Annotated in this window: 15 protein-coding genes; 9 read left to right on the top strand and 6 right to left on the bottom strand. The window is 62.1% G+C overall.

Going from position 1 to position 17,521, the window contains the following annotated elements; genetic code table 11:
* Positions 1 to 150 precede the first annotated feature (150 nt).
* Positions 151 to 2,415 carry a 5-methyltetrahydropteroyltriglutamate--homocysteine S-methyltransferase gene (gene metE / locus VF684_RS12795; RefSeq protein WP_204381249.1) on the bottom strand — a complete coding sequence of 755 codons (2,265 nt, stop codon included), beginning with the start codon at positions 2,413 to 2,415 and terminating at the stop codon, positions 151 to 153.
* Positions 2,416 to 2,692: 277 nt separating this feature from the next.
* Between metE and VF684_RS12790 the strand changes: the two genes are divergently transcribed.
* Complete coding sequence (locus tag VF684_RS12790) at positions 2,693 to 3,601, top strand: LysR substrate-binding domain-containing protein (protein WP_139731004.1); 909 nt, start codon at positions 2,693 to 2,695, stop codon at positions 3,599 to 3,601.
* Between the two features lie 6 nt (positions 3,602 to 3,607).
* Here VF684_RS12790 and VF684_RS12785 read toward each other — a convergent pair whose 3' ends face one another.
* Positions 3,608 to 4,543: a LysR substrate-binding domain-containing protein gene (locus VF684_RS12785; protein WP_279459105.1), complete on the bottom strand. Its 936-nt coding sequence runs from the start codon at positions 4,541 to 4,543 to the stop codon at positions 3,608 to 3,610.
* Positions 4,544 to 4,735: 192 nt separating this feature from the next.
* On the opposite strand from VF684_RS12785, the gene VF684_RS12780 reads away from it, so the two are divergent.
* The 4 genes from VF684_RS12780 to VF684_RS12765 all read left to right on the top strand — a co-directional run bounded on the left by VF684_RS12780 (position 4,736) and on the right by VF684_RS12765 (position 8,690).
* Complete coding sequence (locus tag VF684_RS12780; protein WP_017409602.1) at positions 4,736 to 5,473, top strand: isochorismatase family protein; 738 nt, start codon at positions 4,736 to 4,738, stop codon at positions 5,471 to 5,473.
* Between the two features lie 58 nt (positions 5,474 to 5,531).
* A complete protein-coding gene (locus VF684_RS12775; protein ID WP_279459107.1) occupies positions 5,532 to 6,431 on the top strand; it encodes a pirin family protein in 900 nt (299 codons plus the stop codon).
* Complete coding sequence (locus VF684_RS12770; RefSeq protein WP_279459108.1) at positions 6,428 to 7,687, top strand: MFS transporter; 1,260 nt, start codon at positions 6,428 to 6,430, stop codon at positions 7,685 to 7,687. The genes VF684_RS12775 and VF684_RS12770 overlap by 4 nt, the downstream gene beginning before the upstream one ends.
* Positions 7,688 to 7,787: 100 nt before the next feature.
* Positions 7,788 to 8,690, top strand: a complete 903-nt coding sequence (locus tag VF684_RS12765; RefSeq protein WP_005352600.1) for a LysR family transcriptional regulator — start codon at positions 7,788 to 7,790, stop codon at positions 8,688 to 8,690.
* A 124-nt stretch (positions 8,691 to 8,814) separates the two neighbouring features.
* Here VF684_RS12765 and VF684_RS12760 read toward each other — a convergent pair whose 3' ends face one another.
* Positions 8,815 to 9,705, bottom strand: a complete 891-nt coding sequence (locus tag VF684_RS12760) for a LysR family transcriptional regulator (RefSeq protein ID WP_139399351.1) — start codon at positions 9,703 to 9,705, stop codon at positions 8,815 to 8,817.
* Positions 9,706 to 9,806: 101 nt separating this feature from the next.
* Between VF684_RS12760 and VF684_RS12755 the strand changes: the two genes are divergently transcribed.
* The 3 genes from VF684_RS12755 to VF684_RS12745 all read left to right on the top strand — a co-directional run bounded on the left by VF684_RS12755 (position 9,807) and on the right by VF684_RS12745 (position 13,225).
* A complete protein-coding gene (locus VF684_RS12755) occupies positions 9,807 to 10,445 on the top strand; it encodes an NAD(P)-dependent oxidoreductase (RefSeq protein ID WP_139440568.1) in 639 nt (212 codons plus the stop codon).
* Between the two features lie 445 nt (positions 10,446 to 10,890).
* Complete coding sequence (locus tag VF684_RS12750; RefSeq protein WP_376900198.1) at positions 10,891 to 11,928, top strand: isopenicillin N synthase family dioxygenase; 1,038 nt, start codon at positions 10,891 to 10,893, stop codon at positions 11,926 to 11,928.
* A 133-nt stretch (positions 11,929 to 12,061) separates the two neighbouring features.
* Positions 12,062 to 13,225 carry a trans-sulfuration enzyme family protein gene (locus VF684_RS12745; RefSeq protein ID WP_440174307.1) on the top strand — a complete coding sequence of 388 codons (1,164 nt, stop codon included), beginning with the start codon at positions 12,062 to 12,064 and terminating at the stop codon, positions 13,223 to 13,225.
* A 109-nt stretch (positions 13,226 to 13,334) separates the two neighbouring features.
* Here VF684_RS12745 and VF684_RS12740 read toward each other — a convergent pair whose 3' ends face one another.
* The 3 genes from VF684_RS12740 to VF684_RS12730 form a co-directional block, all read right to left on the bottom strand.
* Positions 13,335 to 14,999: an AMP-binding protein gene (locus VF684_RS12740; RefSeq protein WP_005333638.1), complete on the bottom strand. Its 1,665-nt coding sequence runs from the start codon at positions 14,997 to 14,999 to the stop codon at positions 13,335 to 13,337.
* 98 nt (positions 15,000 to 15,097) lie between these two features.
* On the bottom strand, positions 15,098 to 15,376 hold the full coding sequence (locus VF684_RS12735; protein WP_005333639.1) for a YfcL family protein: 279 nt from the start codon (positions 15,374 to 15,376) through the stop codon (positions 15,098 to 15,100).
* A 99-nt stretch (positions 15,377 to 15,475) separates the two neighbouring features.
* The gene (locus tag VF684_RS12730) at positions 15,476 to 16,591 is read right to left on the bottom strand and encodes an ATP-NAD kinase family protein (protein WP_139440565.1); all 1,116 of its coding nucleotides are present in this window, start codon (positions 16,589 to 16,591) and stop codon (positions 15,476 to 15,478) included.
* Positions 16,592 to 16,712: 121 nt separating this feature from the next.
* Here VF684_RS12730 and VF684_RS12725 point away from each other — a divergent pair, with 121 nt between their 5' ends.
* Positions 16,713 to 17,450, top strand: coding sequence for a TerC family protein (locus VF684_RS12725; RefSeq protein ID WP_042083356.1), 738 nt, complete (start codon positions 16,713 to 16,715; stop codon positions 17,448 to 17,450).
* Positions 17,451 to 17,521 lie beyond the last annotated feature (71 nt).

The raw sequence follows: 17,521 nt of genomic DNA, 5'->3' as shown, positions 1-17,521 counted from the left end.
AACTCTGAGCCTAGTGCAAAGCGGGCTGCGGCAAGGTTCAGGATCCAGTGGAAAAGTGGCCAACGAAAAAAGAGAGAGGAAGCAATGGCTTCCCCTCTCTCGTTCGTTTGTCAGCACGCCACCTTACCGATGGCGGTCACGGCTAGCCGGTTACGCCAGCTCGGCCCGCAGCGCCCTGGTGGCATCGACCATCACCTTGAGGGCGGCCTCAGTCTCTTCCCAGCCCCGGGTCTTGAGGCCGCAATCCGGGTTGACCCAGAGCCGCTCGGCCGGGATCTGCTTGGCCGCCTTGCGCAGCAACCCCTCAATCCAGCTCTGGCTCGGCACGTTCGGCGAGTGGATGTCGTAGACGCCCGGGCCAATCTCGTTGGGGTAGTTGAAGCGTTCGAACGCTTCGAGCAGCTGCATCTGGCTACGGCTGGTCTCTATGGTGATCACATCCGCATCCAGCGCCGCCACCGCCTCGATGATGAGGTTGAAATCGCTGTAACACATGTGGGTGTGGATCTGGGTGCGGTCCGCCACCGGGCTTGCGCTCAGACGGAAGGCCCGCACTGCCCAGTCGAGATAAGCCTGATGATCCTGCTTGCGCAGGGGCAAGCCTTCGCGGATCGCCGGTTCGTCGATCTGGATGATCTTGATGCCAGCGGCTTCCAGATCTGCCACCTCGTCACGAATGGCCAGCCCGATTTGCAGGGCAGATTGCTCGCGGCTCACGTCTTCGCGCGGGAAGGACCAGCAGAGGATGGTCACAGGGCCAGTCAGCATCCCCTTCACCGGCTTGTCGGTCAGGCTCTGGGCAAATCGGGTCCATTCGAGCGTCATGGGGGCCGGGCGGTCGATGTCGCGGGTGATCACCGGCGGCTTGACGCAGCGGGAGCCATAGCTCTGTACCCAACCGAAGCGGGTGATGGCAAAGCCATCCAGCAGCTCACCGAAATACTCCACCATGTCATTGCGCTCGGCCTCGCCATGTACCAGCACGTCCAGCCCGATGGCCTCCTGACGCGCGATGGCATCGCGGATCTCGGCCTTTATGCCCGCCTCGTAGGCGCTGTCATCGATGCGACCAGCGCGCCAATCCTGCCGCAACACCCGGATCTGCGAGGTCTGCGGGAAGGAGCCGATGGTGGTGGTGGGCAGCAGCGGCAGCTTGAGATCCGAGCGCTGCAGCTCGGCCCTGACCGGATAGGGGCTGTGGCGATCAAAATCGCTGTTGGTGAGGCTGGCGAGCCGTGACTGCACCGCTTTTTTGTGCACCCGGCTGTCGGACTCCCGATCCACGATGGGCTGGCTGTAGGCGGTGATTTTGTCGAGCTCGCCCCCATCCAGATACTCTCTGAGCAGTCCCAGCTCGAAACATTTTTGCAAGGCGAAGGCGAACCAGCTGCGGGTCTGGGGATCCAGCTCCTGCTCCAGGGTCAAATCCACCGGGCTGTGCAGCAATGAGCAGGAGGAGGCCACCCAGAGCCGCTCGCCGAGTCTGGCTTTCAGTGCCTTCAGAGTCGGCGCCAGCTTGGCCAGATTGGCACGCCAGACGTTACGGCCGTTGATCACCCCGGCTGAGATGACCCACTGGGCGGGCAGATGCGGCACCAGGGTCTCCAGCTGCTCGGGGGCGGCAACCAGATCCAGATGCAAGCCATCCACTTTCAGGCTGGTGATGATGTCGCGCTGATGGGCCACCGAGCCGAAATAGGTGGTGAGCAGCAGCTTGCAAGGGCCCGCAAGGCGCTCGTAGGCGTTGAGATAGGCCAGCCGCCACTCGTCCGGCAGGTCCAGCGTCAGCGCAGGTTCATCGATCTGTACCCACTCCACCCCTTGCGCAGCCAGTTTGGCCAGGATCTCCTGATAGACGATGAGCAGGCGATCGAGCAGTTCAAGGCGGGAGAAGCCGCTCTCTTTCTCCTTGCCGAGCCACAGATAAGAGACCGGTCCCAGCAGCACCGCCTTGACCGGCAGCCCCAGCGCTTTGGCCTCTTCCACCTCGTCAAACAGCTGGCTCCAGCCCAGCTTGAAGCGCTGATCACGGCTGAACTCCGGCACCAGATAGTGATAGTTGGTGTTGAACCATTTGGTCATCTCGGCGGCGGCCGCCGCCGGGCCGGTCGGCGCACGGCCGCGGGCGACCCGGAACAGGGTGTCGAGATCGGTCTCGCCATGGCGGTGACGGGCAGGCACCGCATCCACCAGCAGACTGGTACCGAGCACCTGATCGTACCAGGCAAAGTCGCCCACCGGCAGCAGATTGACCCCGGCGCCGTGCTGGGCCTGCCAGTGGCGCTCACGCAGCGTCTTGCCCACGGCAACGAGTTCGGCCTGAGTGGTCTCACCACGCCAGTAGGATTCGAGGGCAAATTTCAGCTCGCGCTTGGCGCCGATACGGGGGAAGCCCAAGGTGTGTGCTCGTGTCATAGGTTCATTTCCTTATGCTCATTCATCTGATGGGAAACTGGATGATTTAGCCATCCAGATGTTTACACATCCAAAATGACAAGATAAGGTGACGCTGGCTATTGAATCCTCTTCAAGTGGCTCTCAAATAATCCTCAACTGACCGCCAATCAGGTTCACCGCGAGGATACAGAGGCCGATGTTTACAGGTGCAAGAGGTGCCGGAGTCAAGAAGCGCAGCAGGGTAACCGCCGGCCGCAACCTCAGCGCCATACGCAATCTCACAAGGAGCCATCTTATGGCAGTGCCAAGCAATGCAGGGATAGAGATCAAACACTTGAAAACATTGACCGCGCTGGCCGAGCAGGGCTCGCTGGCCGGTGCGGCGCTGACCCTCAACCTCACCCAGTCCGCCCTCTCCCACCAGCTCAAAGAGCTGGAGACCCGCCTCAATCTGGAGCTTTACCTGCGCAAAAGCCGCCCGCTGGTGCTGACCGCAGCAGGCAGCCAGCTGCTCGCCCTCGCCCGTCAGGTGTTGCCCGCTCTGGCCCAGACCGAGAAACAGTTGCAGGCCCTGCAGAGCGGCGATGCGGGCAGGCTGCATCTGGCGCTCGATTGCCACAGTTGCATCCAGTGGCTGTTGCCGCTATTGCCAGATTTTCGCCGCCAGTGGCCTGGGGTGGATCTGGAGGTGGAGTCAGTGCCGGGCTTTGATGCCATCAATGCCCTGCTAGGCGGCCAGCTCGATCTGCTGCTCACCTCCGATGTGCAGGCCCGCGGCGATCTCCACTTCGAGCCGCTGTTTGCCTTCGATCTCACACTGGTGATGGCGCCGGATCATCCCCTCTGCCACCAGAGCCGCATCGAGCCGGGCGATCTGGTGCCGGAGGTGCTGCTGGTCTACCCGGTGGAGCGCAGCCGCATGGATATCTTCAGCCGCTTTTTGCAACCCGCCGGGGTGGAGCCCGCCCGCTGCAAGCCGGTGGACAACACCTCTGTGATGCTGCAGATGGCCGCCGCAGGACTCGGCGTCGCCGCCCTGCCGCGCTGGGCCAGCGAGGAGTTTGTCAGACAGGGGATGCTCTGCGCCCGCCCCCTCGGCAGCGGTATCCGTCGCCATATGTACGGCGCGGTGCGGGCCGCCGATCGGGATCAAGCCTGCCTGCAGAGCCTGTTCGAGCGCATTCGCCGCAAGATGGAGGGATAGCCCTCCTCAGCGTGGCTGACCGACCTCTGCCAGCAGTGCAGGCAACTGCGCCTTGATAAAGTCGATGAGGGCCCTGACCGCCGGTGACAGACCGCGCCGCGCGGGATAGAGCATCACCAGCTTGCCATCTTTGGGACGCCACTCGGGCAGCAGTTGTTGCAGCCGCCCATCCGCCAGCTCATTCACGCAGGCGTAAAGTGGCAAGCCCACCATTCCTAGCCCCGCCAGCGCCGCCTGTTTGAGGGTTTGCACATTGTCGCTGCGCAGCAGCACATTGACCGCCACCTCCACACTCTCCCCACTGTCGTGCCGCAGCCGCAACAGATCGGCCTGACGCTCCAGCGAGCTGAAAAGCAGGGCATCCTCTCCTTCCAGCTGGCGTGGATGCGCCAGCGCATTGTGGCGCGAGAGCCACGCCGGGGTCGCCAGCACGCCCCACTGCACCGTACAGAGCGGTACCTGCACCAGACTGGAGGGGGGCTGCTCGAAGGCCACCCCGCGGATCACCACATCCAGCCCCTCCTCAAGCAGATCCACCTGCCGGTTGCTGGCTTGCACGGCGAGCCTCACCTTGGGGTATTGCGCCATAAAAACGGGCAACAAGCGGGCAAGCAGCGCATCGGCAATGGTAATGGGCACGCTGATGCGCACCAGACCGCTCGGCTCCTGCTGCCGTTGCCGCACTGCCGCCTCTCCGGCCTGCGCCTCGGCCAGCATCGCCTGACAGTGGCGATAGAGCACCTCACCGGCATCGGTCAGGCTGAGCTGACGCGAGGTACGCTGCAGCAGACGGGTATCCAGCCGCTCCTCCAGCAGCCGGATCCGGCGCGAGACCCGCGACTTGGGCACGCCAAGCGCCCGCGCGGCGGCGGTGAATCCCTGCCGCTGCACCACATGGGTGAAGAGATAGAGATCATTCAAATCAAGTTCCAGTGGTGTCATCGGGCAGCCTTGGTCAGGGTGAGGTGCATTCACATCGTTCCATTGATGGAACGATAAGAACCTATTTCACCAGATTGTCGCTATTTTTGCAGCCATCATAATGGCCCTGTCCCCATCAGACGGTTGCTGCGCGGGCAATCCGCCCCACCAGCCAGGGCCGTTTGACTGTTCCGATATCACAAGGAGTTCACCATGAAACTGCGACAAATCTGCTCTGCCACCCTGCTCGGTCTGGCGACCCTGACCGCCACGCTGGCCACCACAGCGACACCGGCCATGGCTGCCGAGGCAACCAGCCATCCGACCGTATCACCCAACCGCTATCTGGAGATGCTCTCCCGAGACAATGCGGTACTGCTGCTGGTCGACCATCAGGTCGGCTTGCTGAGCGGCGTGCGCGACACCACGGTGGGCGAGCTCAAGCACAACGTGGTGGCGCTGGCCAACGCCGCCCGCGCCCTCGGCGTGCCGGTGATCGTGACCGCGACCATGCCCGATGGCATGTGGGGCCCCACCATGCCCGAACTGACCAGTGCCCTGCCGGATGTGAAGGTGATCAACCGCACCGTCATCAACGCCTGGGACGATCCCGCCGTGCGCGCCGCCATTGAGAAGACCGGCCGCAAACAGCTGATCATCGCCGGGGTATCCCTCGAGATCTGCGCCAGCTTCCCGGCCCTCTCTGCCAAGGCTGCCGGCTATGATGCCCGGGTGGTGCTCGATGCCTCCGGCACCTTCAACGAAGCCAAGCGCACCACGGGTCTGCAACGCTTGCTGGGGGCCGGTATCCCGGTCACCGACTACGCCTCTGCCGCGGTCGAGATGCTACGCAGCAACGTCGACCCCAAGGCGCACGATGTCTACAGCGCCCTCGACATGCCTTTCGCCACCCTAGTGTGGCAGATGCAAGAGGGTGCCAAGAAGTCGTAACTCACCCGCCTTCGGTCATCTGACCGAAGGCATCTTTTGTCTTCAAGAGGTTATATCGATGACCAGACGCCTTACTCTCTCCGCCCCCGTCAAGGGCCAACCGCTGCGCATTGGCAGCGGCTTTGAAGCCAGCCATTTTGGCGAACACTTTTTCAACGGTCTGATAGACCCCGTGGCGATGGTGGATCACTTCCAGATGACCGCCCCCACCTTCGAGCCCCATCCCCACGCCGGGATCTCTGCCGTCACCTATCTGTTCGAGGATTCGACGAGCCCCCACGTCAACTACGACTCCCTCGGCAATCAGGGCCCCATCGAACCGGGTGCGCTCCACTGGCTGGCGGCCGGGCGCGGGGCCGTACATACCGAGCAGCCGGAAGGGGCATCGCCCTATGTCCACGCCCTGCAGATCTTCGTCAACTTGCCTGCCCGTCAGAAGATGGCGTCGCCTTTTGCCGTCCACGCAGCCGCAGCCACCATCCCCGAGTTTCATGGCGAAGGGGTGCGAGTACGGGTGGTCGCAGGCCACAGCAACGGGATAACGGCACCACACTCGGTAGCACTGCCCCAACCCTTTACCCTGCTCGATGGCCATTGCACGCCCGGCAGCCGCTTCACCCATCTGCTAGCGGCAGGCTGGAATGCCATGATCTATCCCCTGACCGGGTCACTGACTTTGCAGTCTGAGGGAGAGCGGCACCTGATCCCGGCAGGTCACGGGATGGCAGTCAGCCTCCTTGCCGATGGCGCCGAGGCGGTGGCACTGCAACTTGAGGCCACCGAGCCCTGCCACTTCGTGCTGCTCTCAGGCCAGGCGCTCAATGAACCCCTGGTCAAACATGGCCCCTTCGTCATGAACAGCCACGACGCCATTGCAGATCGGCGGCATGCCTATCAGCGCGGCGAATTTGGTCAGCTCAACGATGAGTGGCTGCGCAACGGCCAATATCGGCCATGAGCACGCTCGCTGGCCACCAGCCACAAAGCACGCGCTGGCCTCTGGTCTTCCTCGCCATTTTTGCCGGTGCCAGCGGCGCTCTCTGCCTTGGCAAAGTGCCCGCCGTGCTCGGCATACTGCGCAGCGAGCTGGGGCTGACACTGGTCGAAGCCAGCTATCTCGCCTCAGCTTTCAATACGCTGGCGATCCTCTTCAGCCTCTTTCTCGGCCTGTTGCTGACCCGCTGGAGTGGGCGGCAAACCGGGGTTGTCGGGCTTTTGGTTATCGTCACAGGCGGTGCGTTGGCGCTGCCCGCTACCGGGCTGGCCATGATGCTGCTGTCGCGCATTGTCGAGGGGATTGGCTTTTTGCTGGTCTCGGTGGCCATGCCCGCCTTTATCGTGGCGGTGACCCGGGAGGAGGATAAACGGCTGGCCATAAGCCTGTGGGCAGTCAACCTGCCCCTCGGGGCGGCGGCGGGTATGCTGCTCACCCCCTGGCTCACGGCGCAAGGTGGCTGGCGACTGGCCTGGCTGATCCTGATGGCTCTGCAACTCTCTGCCCTGCTGCTTCTGCTCGCCAGTCGCTCAGCAGATAAACTGCGGGTCTGGGCATCCCAAAACTCGATCAACTCGGGCCACCCGCTACGCCAACTGACGGTGCTCCGGCAGAAGGCACTCTGGCGCTACGGGTTGGCGTTCACGCTCTACAGCCTGATGCTCTGGGCGCTCTTTGTCTGGCTGCCAACCATGTTGCAAGGCAGCCCCAGGATTGGCCAAAGCCAGATCGCCCTGCTTTCGGCGCTGGCGGTGGTCGCCAATATTCCCGGCAACCTGATGGGGGCATGGCTGCTGCGCCGGGGCGTGGCACGAGATCGGCTCATCAGCTGGGCACTGGGCCTGATGGCACTGTGCGGCATGCTCGCCTTCTGGCCCGGCCTGTCGCCGTGGTGGGCCTATGGACTCTGCCTCGCCCTCTCCCTTTCGGGTGGCATGGCGCCGCCGGCGATCCTCTCGTCTGCGCAGGGAGTGAGTCAGGGGCCGGTGCAACTGGCCATCGTGCAGGGCTTTTTTGTCCAGCTCGCCAACTTCGGTCAGCTGCTGGGCCCCCTGTTGCTGGCGGCCCTGATGACGGACAGCGGCCATTGGGGAAGCGCTCGCTGGCTCTTTCTGGGCGGCTTGCTGCTGGTCGCGCTACTCTATGCCGCGGGCCACCTGCCGGGCTTAAGCATGGCTGTAAAACAGGCTCGATCGCATTCTCGGCAAGATGGAAGATGACGAATAGAGAGGGAAACATCACAGTTATCGCAGGGAATGCTGGCCAGACAAGAGGCTGTTCAGTATGTTAACTGTTTAATCATGCTTAACGGTAGCCACCATGTCTCAAGTCGATCTCAATCTCTTTCGCGTCCTCGATGCGGTGATCCGCTATGGTGGTGTCACCACGGCCGCCGAGATGATGGAGATGACCCCCTCGGCCATCAGTCAGGCCATCAGCCGCCTGACCACCCTGGTGGGTGAGCCGCTGTTTGTCCGCCAGGGACGCGGCATCACCCCCACGGCGCGAGCGCTCAGTCTGCACCACGAGATCATGGTGCCGCTGCACGACATGGAGCGCAGCCTGCAACGCACCGATCTCTTTGATCCCCAGACCAGTCGGCGCACCTTTCGAATCGCGGGGGTGCCCGATATCGATATCTTCTTCCTGCCGGAGCTCAACAACCTGTTGCAGACCCAAGCCCCCAACTGTCAGCTGGAGTGGAACACCCAGGTGCAGGACGAAGCCCTGCGCCAGAACAGCCTCTATCTGCACAGCGTTGATCTGGTGCTGGCCACCAAGCCGATGGCAGAGCAGGGGATCGAAAACGAGCAGATCATGTCCCAGGCCCTGCGCATCGCCTGCCGCAAGGATCACCCCAGGATCCGCCAAGCCCCCGACATGGCCACCTTCTTCAACGAAAAGCATGTGGTATTGCAAACCAGGCGGCTCGACAGCTTGCTGCTAAACACCCTGACCAAGGCGCCGCTGCCGCCGCGCCAGATTGCCTACGAGAGCGACTCCCTGCTCACCGCCCTTCATCTGGTGAGTCGTACCGACTGGCTCTGCGTCGCCAGCCAGTGGCATATGGAGAAGCTGGGGCAAGCGCTGGATCTGGCCAGCTATCCCCTCCCCTGGCTCTCGGAGGATTGCCCCGTCTACATGAGTTGGCACAAGAGCTCCGGTCAGGATACCGGGCTTAATTGGCTCAAAGATCAGGTGCGGGCCGTCAGTTCGTTTTAAGTATACTTAACAGTCAAGCATGCCCATCTCCTCATCCGGGCTATCGCTCTTCTCGACAAACCGCCTTATGGATAATCCCCCTTCAGGATAATCGGGCGCCTTTTCTCAACCATTAAGGCGCAGCTCATGACGACATCGTCGTGCCGAAATAGCTGCGAAGCGCCTCCACCACCCGCCGCACCTTCTCCGGGATCTCCCGCTGCGGCGTGATGGCGTGGATCTCCATCGGCTGCACCCGAAAACCGGGCAGCAGTTCGAGCAGACGCCCCTGTGCCAGATCCTCGCCAATCTCTCCCTCCGGTTGCAGCGAGATCCCCTGCCCCGCCAGCGCAAACTGGCGCAAGGGCAACACGTTATTGCAGAGCACCTTGGCCTTGAACCTCACCCTGTGTTCGCCACCCTTTTCATCCTGCAGCAGCAAACCGTTGCCCAGCATGTCGCCGCAGAGCCAGTCGTGGGTGGCCAGATCGGCGGGCATGCGCGGCGTCCCCTTGCGCGCCAGATAGGCGGGAGCGGCGCAGAGCAGCATCCGGGTCTGCCCCAGTTTGCGGGCCACCAGGGTCGAGTCAGGCAAGGTGCCGACCCGCAGCGCCACGTCGATCCGCTCGGCAATCAGATCCCGCTTCTCGTCGTCGGCGATGATCTGGATGGTGAGGCCGGGATGGGCCTGCAACAGCGGCGAGAGGGCCAGAGCCAGCGGCTGGCCCGCCATCCCCACCGGGGCGGTGATCCGCACTTCCCCGAGCAGGGCGTCGCGCACCTCCGAGAGGCGCAGCTCGGTCTCGCTCAGAGTCTGCTGCAACGCCCGACACCCTTGCCACACCACCTCTCCCGCCTCGGTCAGACTGAGACGACGGGTGGAGCGATGGAGCAGGGGCAGTCCGAGCAGGCTTTCGAGCTGGCTGATATGCTGACTGACGGCGGAGGGGGTCATGCCAAGGGATTTGGCCGCCCCTGTCATGCTGCCCGCTTCCACCACAGCGGCGAAGATGGCGTAACGTCTGAGCTGTTCCATTATTAAATCCAGCTTATAAGTGCATGCATTTTTGAGGTGATTATTAAATCATAAATGGCGGCGTAGGATAGCCCCATTCCAACAGTGAAGGAGAGTTCCCCATGAAGATTGCCCTGATCGGTGCCAGTGGTTTTGTCGGTTCAGCCATCCTGAACGAGGCCATCAGCCGCGGCCATCACGTCACCGCCATCGTCCGCGATGTCAGCAAGGTGGCCGCCCATCCGCAGGTCACCGCCGTGGCGGTAGATGCCCAAAACCCGCAGGCATTGGCCGAGGTGCTCAAGGGGCACGATCGGGTGATCAGCGCCTACAACCCGGGCTGGACCACACCGGATATCTACGACCAGTACCTCAAGGGCGCCAACGCGATCGTCGCAGCAGCCAAATCGGCCAACAGCTGGCTGCTGGTAGTAGGTGGCGCCGGCAGTCTGGAGGTTGCCCCCGGCGTGCAACTGGTGGATACCCCGGAGTTTCCGGCTGAGTGGAAACAGGGGGCGCTGGCGGCCCGCGACGGTCTCACCGCCCTGCGTCATGAAACCACCCTCGACTGGCGCTTTGTCTCTCCCCCGGTGTTCCTCGAACCGGGCGAGAAGCGCGGCGGCTATCGGATTGGTGGCGATCAGGTGCTCTTTAGCGGCGAACAGCCTGCCGGGATCACCGCCGGTGATCTGGCTGATGGTGTGCTGAACGAGGTGGAAAAACCGGCTCACCTGCGCCAGCGCTTTACCCTGGGTTACTGAGAGCCAGCAGGCGGTTAAGGCCAGAATACGCGGTCATTCGCCTGTGCTTTCGGTCAGGTGAAAAACCGCTCAACCAGAAGGGAGGCATCCGCCTCCCTGCTGTTTTGGCCATTTTCTGTTTTGGTCATTTTTGCCACTGGCAACTTGCCTCTGGTTATCACTCTCCCCCTCATCATTTCACCTTTACCCCGCAATGACTGCGCAAAAAACCGTCAACCCATCAAGCGCCGAATTCCATTTCGAATTTTGTATATAACTAAGAATAATTTGTTGTTTCCGTCTTATAACACCGAACAGTAGCATCCCCTTCATTCCAGATGGCGCCACACCGCTGCGCATACCGCCACACTGTCGCGCCATCCCGTTTGCCGCTCATCAGACCTGCCCGCACCAGAGGCAGCAGAAGAGATGGCGCCAGAGATAACGAAAGAGTGAGGAGGTGCACATGGAACATTCACCACTGCCGATCATCGATCTGGCTGCCCTCAACGGGGCGCCCGAGGTACGTCGCCCTATGCTGGCCAGGCTGGCCGCGGCCGCCCGCGATGTGGGCTTTTTCTATCTGGTCGGCCACGGCTTGAGCAAGATTGAGATGCTAGAGACTCTGGCGCTGGCAGAGCGCTTCTTTGCCCTGCCGGAGCAGGAGAAGCTGACGGTGCAGATGGTCAACAGCCCCCACTTTCGCGGCTACAACCGGGTCGGTGCCGAGCTGACCCGCCAGCGGCCGGATCTGCGAGAGCAGTTCGATATCATGAATGAGGCGCAAGCCCTGCCTGCGGCCCTGACCCGTGCACCCTGGCAGCGGCTGATCGGCCCCAACCAGTGGCCGACCGCCCTGCCCGAGATGAAAGGCCATCTGCTGGCGTGGCAGGATCGGCTGAGCGATATCACCCTCACCCTGCTCGCCGCTTTTGCCGAGGTGTTGGAGCAACCGGCCAACGTGTTTGACGACAGTATTCGCGGCGCCCCCTACCAACACATGAAGCTGATTCACTACCCGGGGCAAGAGGCGGGCGGCAGCAGTCAGGGGGTCGGCGCCCACAAGGATCCTGGCTACCTGACGCTGGTGATGCAGGACAATCACTCGGGGCTTGAGGTCGAGACGGCCGACGGCTGGATCTCCGCCCCCCCCCTGCCGGGAGCGCTGGTGGTCAATATCGGCGAGCTGCTGGAGCTAGCCTCAAACGGCTATCTCAAGGCGACCCTGCATCGGGTGGTGAGCCCGCCGCCCGGCGTATCGCGCCTCTCCTGCGCCTTCTTTATGGCGGCGCGGCTCGATGCCACCGTGCCACTGCTCAGCCTCTCCCCCGAGCTGGCAGCACAGGCGCAAGGGCCGGAGAGTGACCCGACCAATCCGCTCTTCTATCAGGTGGGGGAGAACGTGCTGAAAGGGCGGCTGCGCTCCCACCCGGATGTGGCGGCCCGCCACTATGGGGAACCCGCTCGCTTCCCGCGCACTGAAAGCGAAGCGATAACGGCCTAAGCAGCGTAAAGATCCCTAGGCGGGTATATGCATAAGCCACAAGCCGCATGCACATACCCGCGCTGACAAAAACAACAAGCAACGAACAACAAAACAAGTCATGGCCAGAGCCTGGTCATCACGGAGCAACACGATGAAATTCAAGACCATGAGCGTACACAGCGGCCAGCGGATCGACCCACAGACCGGTGCCCTCACCACCCCGCTCTACCAGAGCAGCACCTTCAGCTACTTCAACGCCCAGGCGGGCAAGGAGCGCTTTGCAGGTCAGGCCCCCGGCTTTATCTACAGCCGCTTTGGCAACCCCACCACCGCCGAGCTGGAGCAAAAACTGGCGGCGCTTGAAGGTGCCGATGAAGCGCTGGTGGTGGCGAGCGGCATGGCAGCGGTGAGCGCCATCATGTATGCCCTGGCCGACAGCGGCGATGAAGTGGCCTATATCGGCCCGCTCTACGGCGGCACCGATGCGTTTCTCAAGCAGACCTTCAGCCGCGCCGGCATCAAGGTCACCGCCTATGAGAGCGATCAGGATCTGCTGGCCAACATCCGCCCCGCCACCAAGGTGGTACTGTTCGAAACCCTGACCAACCCCACCCTCAAGGTGGTGGACCCGCGGGTGGTAGTGGAAGCGGCCCGCAAGGTGGGCGCCATTACGGTGTGTGACAACACCTTCCTCACCCCCTACCTGCTGCGCCCGCTGGAGCTTGGCATCGACATCGTCATGCACAGTGGCACCAAGTACCTGGGCGGCCACGGCGACATCATCGCCGGGGTGGTGGCGGGCTCTCACGCGCTGATGAAGTCGATTCGCACCGTGGCCCTCAAGCATATCGGTTCCCCCATCGGTCCGCAGGAGGCCCACCTGCTGCAGCGCGGGGTCAAGACCCTGCCCCTGCGCATGGATGCCCACCTGCACAACGCCCAGAAGGTGGCTGACTTCCTGGCCGCCCATCCGGCGGTGAAGAAGGTGATCTACCCGGGCCTTGCCAACCATCCGGGCCACGATGCCCTCGGCGCCTTCGCCAGCGGCTTTGGCGGCATGGTGAGCATCGAGCTGGAAGGCGGGTTTGAGCGCTGTGCCACCCTGCTCGACAACCTGCAGCTGTTCGTGCAGGCGGTGAGTCTGGGCGATCTCGAGAGTCTCGCCTGCCATCCGGCCAGTACCACTCACGCCGCCATGGACGAGGCGAGCCGCCTCGCCGCCGGGGTCAATGACGACCTCATCCGCTTCAGCATCGGGGTGGAAGATGCGGACGATCTGATCGCCGATCTGGCCGCCGCGCTGGCGCAGATCTAACCGGGCGCGCTTTTACTCGCCGACAAAACAGCGGCGAGTGATATGCCTCAAACACAACAACGGCCCATCAAGGGCCGTTGTTGTTTGTTGCGCTATGGAAAGACGGAATTTACTCCTCCCACACCACCACTTGGGATGAGGGCCAGCGATCCCCGACCTGGGCGTACTTTTGCTCCAGCAGGTGACGCTTGATCTTCATGGTGGGAGTCAGCACACCGTTCTCGATATTCCAGGGGGTTTTCACCACCAGAATGCCGCGAATTTTGGCATGGGATTCCAGCTGATCGTTGACCCGCACCCGGGCAGCTTCCAGTCTGGCGTTGACCTCCTCCCGATTGCCCTTCATGGCGCTCTCGGCCAGCTGCACCAGCGCAATGGGCTGGGGCATGCCGTAACCAATCACGCAGAGCTGTTCGATAATGGGCTCCTGCCCCAGCAGCCCCTCGATGGGTACCGGCGCCACATACTTGCCCTTGGCGGTCTTGAACACATCCTTCATCCGGCCGGTGATGGTGAGATAACCCTCCTTGTCCAGCTTGCCCATGTCGCCGGTGTGGAGCCACCCCTCGGCATCGATGGCCTCGGCGCTGTGCTCGGGATCCTTGTAGTAACCCAGCATCATCCCTTCGCAGCGGCAGAGGATCTCCCCCTCGTCGGAGATCTTGATGGTCACCCCGATCCCCGCCTTGCCGACGGTGCCGATCTTGTCGGCGCGGAACGGGTAGTTGATGGTGGAGTAGGCGTGGTTCTCGGTCATGCCCCAGGCTTCAGTCACCTTGAGGCCGATGCTCAGATACCACTCAAGCAGCGCTGGGGAGACAGGCGCGGAGCCGCAGCCGAGTACCCGGGCCTGATCCAGTCCCAACCCCTTTTGCAGCTTGCGTTTGATAAGGCCGGAGATAAGCGGGATCTTGAGCAGCAACGCCAGTTTGTTCTGGGGCAGCTTCTCGTGGATCTTGATGCGGAACATGGCCCACAGTCGTGGCACCGAGATAAAGACGGTGGGACGGCAGCGTTTGACATCTTCAATAAAGGTGTCGAGGGATTCAGGGAAGGCGATGGTAGCACCGCCATAGAGGCTGCCGCCGTAGATGTAGACACGCTCGGTAATATGGGCCAGCGGCAGGTAGGAGAAGCCCCGATCGGCCTGACTCAGGCTCACCGTCTCCACCAGCTTCTCGCACGACCAGGCGTAACGCTCGACGCTCAGCATGGCCCCTTTCGGCTTGCCGGTACTGCCGGAGGTGTAGACCAGACTCAGCAGGGAGTCAGGGGCCTGCACCGGGCTGTCAGGGATCGGCTCATGCGCCTCCAGCAGATCGTCCCACTGGTGGCTGGCCGGCATGGTGTCATAGGGGAAGGCGATGCGCAGCAGATCGGCGGGTACGCCCGCCTCCTGACTCTTCCAGTCATCCAGCTTGCCGACGAAGATCGCCTTGGCCTCGCTGTGGCGCAGCACATATTCGATGGTGTCGACGTTGGCAGTCGGGTAGATGGGCACGCTCACGTATTGCCCCATCTGCATCGCCAGATCGGCGATAAACCACTGGGCGCAATTCTTGGAGAGCAGCGCCACCTTGTCACCCGCTACCAGACCGAGGTGACGCAAGGCCGTCACCATCCGCCGCGCTTCATCGGCCACTTCACCCCAGGTGAAATCGACATATTCGCGATTGATGGTTTGACGCAGGTAGGTTCGATCAGGACACTGCCGCTCCCAGTGATAGAGCATCTCGAGCGGCAGTTTATTGGCAATGCGTGATGAGGAGGCCATAGTTTAATCCCTGAAACAAAAGGCGAAACTTATTATTAACCTTTCACTAACTTCAGGGGAAGAATAAACTCAAACTTCAGTTTGAATTGTGTATCCGATCAAGCTTCTGCGTCTTGTTGCAAACGACTCCACATCGCCTGCACCAGTTTTTCATCCTCTTCAGATAGCTCACCTTGCAAGATCGCCTCGTTGAGGCTGCGCAGCACATAGCTCTTGACGTCCCGCACCAGAGTCTTGCCTTCCAGCTCGGCCCGGGCAACGGCCAATGAGATATGACCTCGCAGGTAACCCCCCGCAAACAGCTCATCATCGGTCGCGGTAGCAACCATGCTGTCGATCAGTCCCAACAACTTGTGCTCAAAATCGTGAATCGTCATGTAACGCAGCCTCATTTGCGGCAAAAAATTCGGGGGTATGGAACCGCAATCCGGTTGATTGCAGCTCTCTGGCGCCAGGCCAGCAGCGTCCTTGGCGTCCTATTCCGGGTTGGCCACCGGGTAGATGACCTGATCCTTGTATCCCGTGGTTATTCGCAGATAACCACGCAACGCCCGGTTTAATTCGGGATCATCGGTGTCCACCAGCAGCGGCCTGCCCGCAAGGGCGGCAAGCTTGGCTTTGGTTGCCAGCACCTGGATATTCTCCAGCCCGACACACCGAATCACCTCAGGACTCAATTGCTGATTTCCGCGCCCGAACAGATGTCCCTGTCCGCCTATCAGGGTAATGATCAGTCGGCAGCGACGGCCGCGGATCCGGGTCAGGATCTCGGCGGCGCTGAGATCCTGCCCGATAAGTCGGCCATTTTCCACCAGATCCACACCGAGCAAAGTATTTTCCAGACCGAGCTCTGCCATACAGGCTGCCACCGTGCTGCCGGAGCCCATCAGATAGAGGGTATCGGGCTCCATCTGCTCCACCACACCGGCGGCGAGATCCGCCAACACCAGCTCTTCGGACTCCTTGCCCCCCTGTTTTACCGCCTGTACGTAACGCAGATCGCCGGGCACCTTCAGCTGGCCGTAGTGGCGGGCCCGCACCTTGCCCGCGCGAAACGCCTCCTCGTCGATGTCGCGCACCTCAGCATCGATCAGGCTGAGCAGTTCCCCTGCGATCATCCGCGCCACCACCCGCCCGCTGGCGGCGGGGGTCACCCCGTAGACGCCGGAGTGGATCTTGCACCCCGCGGGAATGCCGAGCACATGGCAAGACTCCCCCACCGCGGCGCAGATATCCCGCGCCGTGCCATCGCCACCGGCAAACAGCAGCAGATCGACCCCGGCTTCGCGCATCAACCCGGCGGCGTGGCGGGTATCGTCAGCAGAGGTGCTCTCCCCGGCCGGTTGATAGATGACCCGACAGGGCAACCCCAGCTCGCGGGCCACCGCCTCCCCCATCTCTCCCGCCACCGTCAGCAGTTCGAACGGGACATTCAGCTCGCACAGTGGCAACAAGGCTTGCCGCGCCCGATCCTGCGCCTTGGGCACAGCGCCTCGGGCCAGCGCCTCGGCAACCACACCGTCACTGCCCTTGAGCCCCACTGCGCCGCCAATCCCGGCGACCGGATTAATAATGAACCCTAATCGAAACATGCCAGCCTCCCTTGCGATGGCCACCATTTTTATCTTTTCCCCCCTCTGGGACAAGCAGTGGCGCCCCTGCTAGAATGCGCTGCTTCAATTTTCCAACCAAATTTTCAACCAAGGTTCAATCATGCTGGAATGGGTTCTTGATCCCTCTGCCTGGGTCGCACTCGCCACCCTTACCCTGCTCGAAATCGTGCTGGGCATCGACAACATCATCTTTATCTCCATCCTGGTAGGTCGCCTGCCGGAGGCGCAGCGTCAAAAAGCGCGCATTCTGGGTCTGGGGCTCGCCATGGGTACCCGGATCCTGCTGCTGCTCTCGCTGGCCTGGGTGATGCGCCTCACCGATCCGCTCTTCACCGTGCTGGGTGAAGCCATCTCCGGCCGCGACCTGATCCTGCTGCTGGGGGGCCTGTTCCTCATCGGCAAGAGTGCCCACGAGATCCACGTCACCCTGGAAGGGGCGGCCGAGCCGGAAAGCGTCAGCAAAGCGGCCTCGGGCTTCATCAGCACCCTGATCCAGATCGCCATCCTCGATATCGTGTTCAGCCTCGACTCGGTGATCACCGCGGTCGGCATGGCCGATCACGTGCCGGTGATGGTGCTGGCCATCATGATCGCCGTCTTCATCATGATGTTTGCCGCCAAATCCATCGGTGATTTCGTCGACAACCACCCCACCATCAAGATGCTAGCCCTCTCCTTCCTCACCCTGGTGGGCTTCGCCCTGATGGCCGAGGGGATGGATCTGCATATTCCGAAGGGCTACATCTACTTCGCCATGGCCTTCTCGCTGGTGGTGGAGATGATCAACATCCGCCTGCGCAGCCATCACGACAATAACGGGCAAAATAGCGCGCAGTAACCCTGCCCGCACATGCCCTCGCGACCCCAGCTGTCGCGATCAAAAAGAGCGCCGGTCGGGCGCTCTTTTTT

Origin of the sequence: Aeromonas sp. Lyrl_2 (assembly GCF_051948815.1) — a bacterium.
Taxonomy (GTDB): domain Bacteria; phylum Pseudomonadota; class Gammaproteobacteria; order Enterobacterales; family Aeromonadaceae; genus Aeromonas; species Aeromonas veronii.
This window is presented reverse-complemented; position numbering and strand designations above follow the sequence as displayed.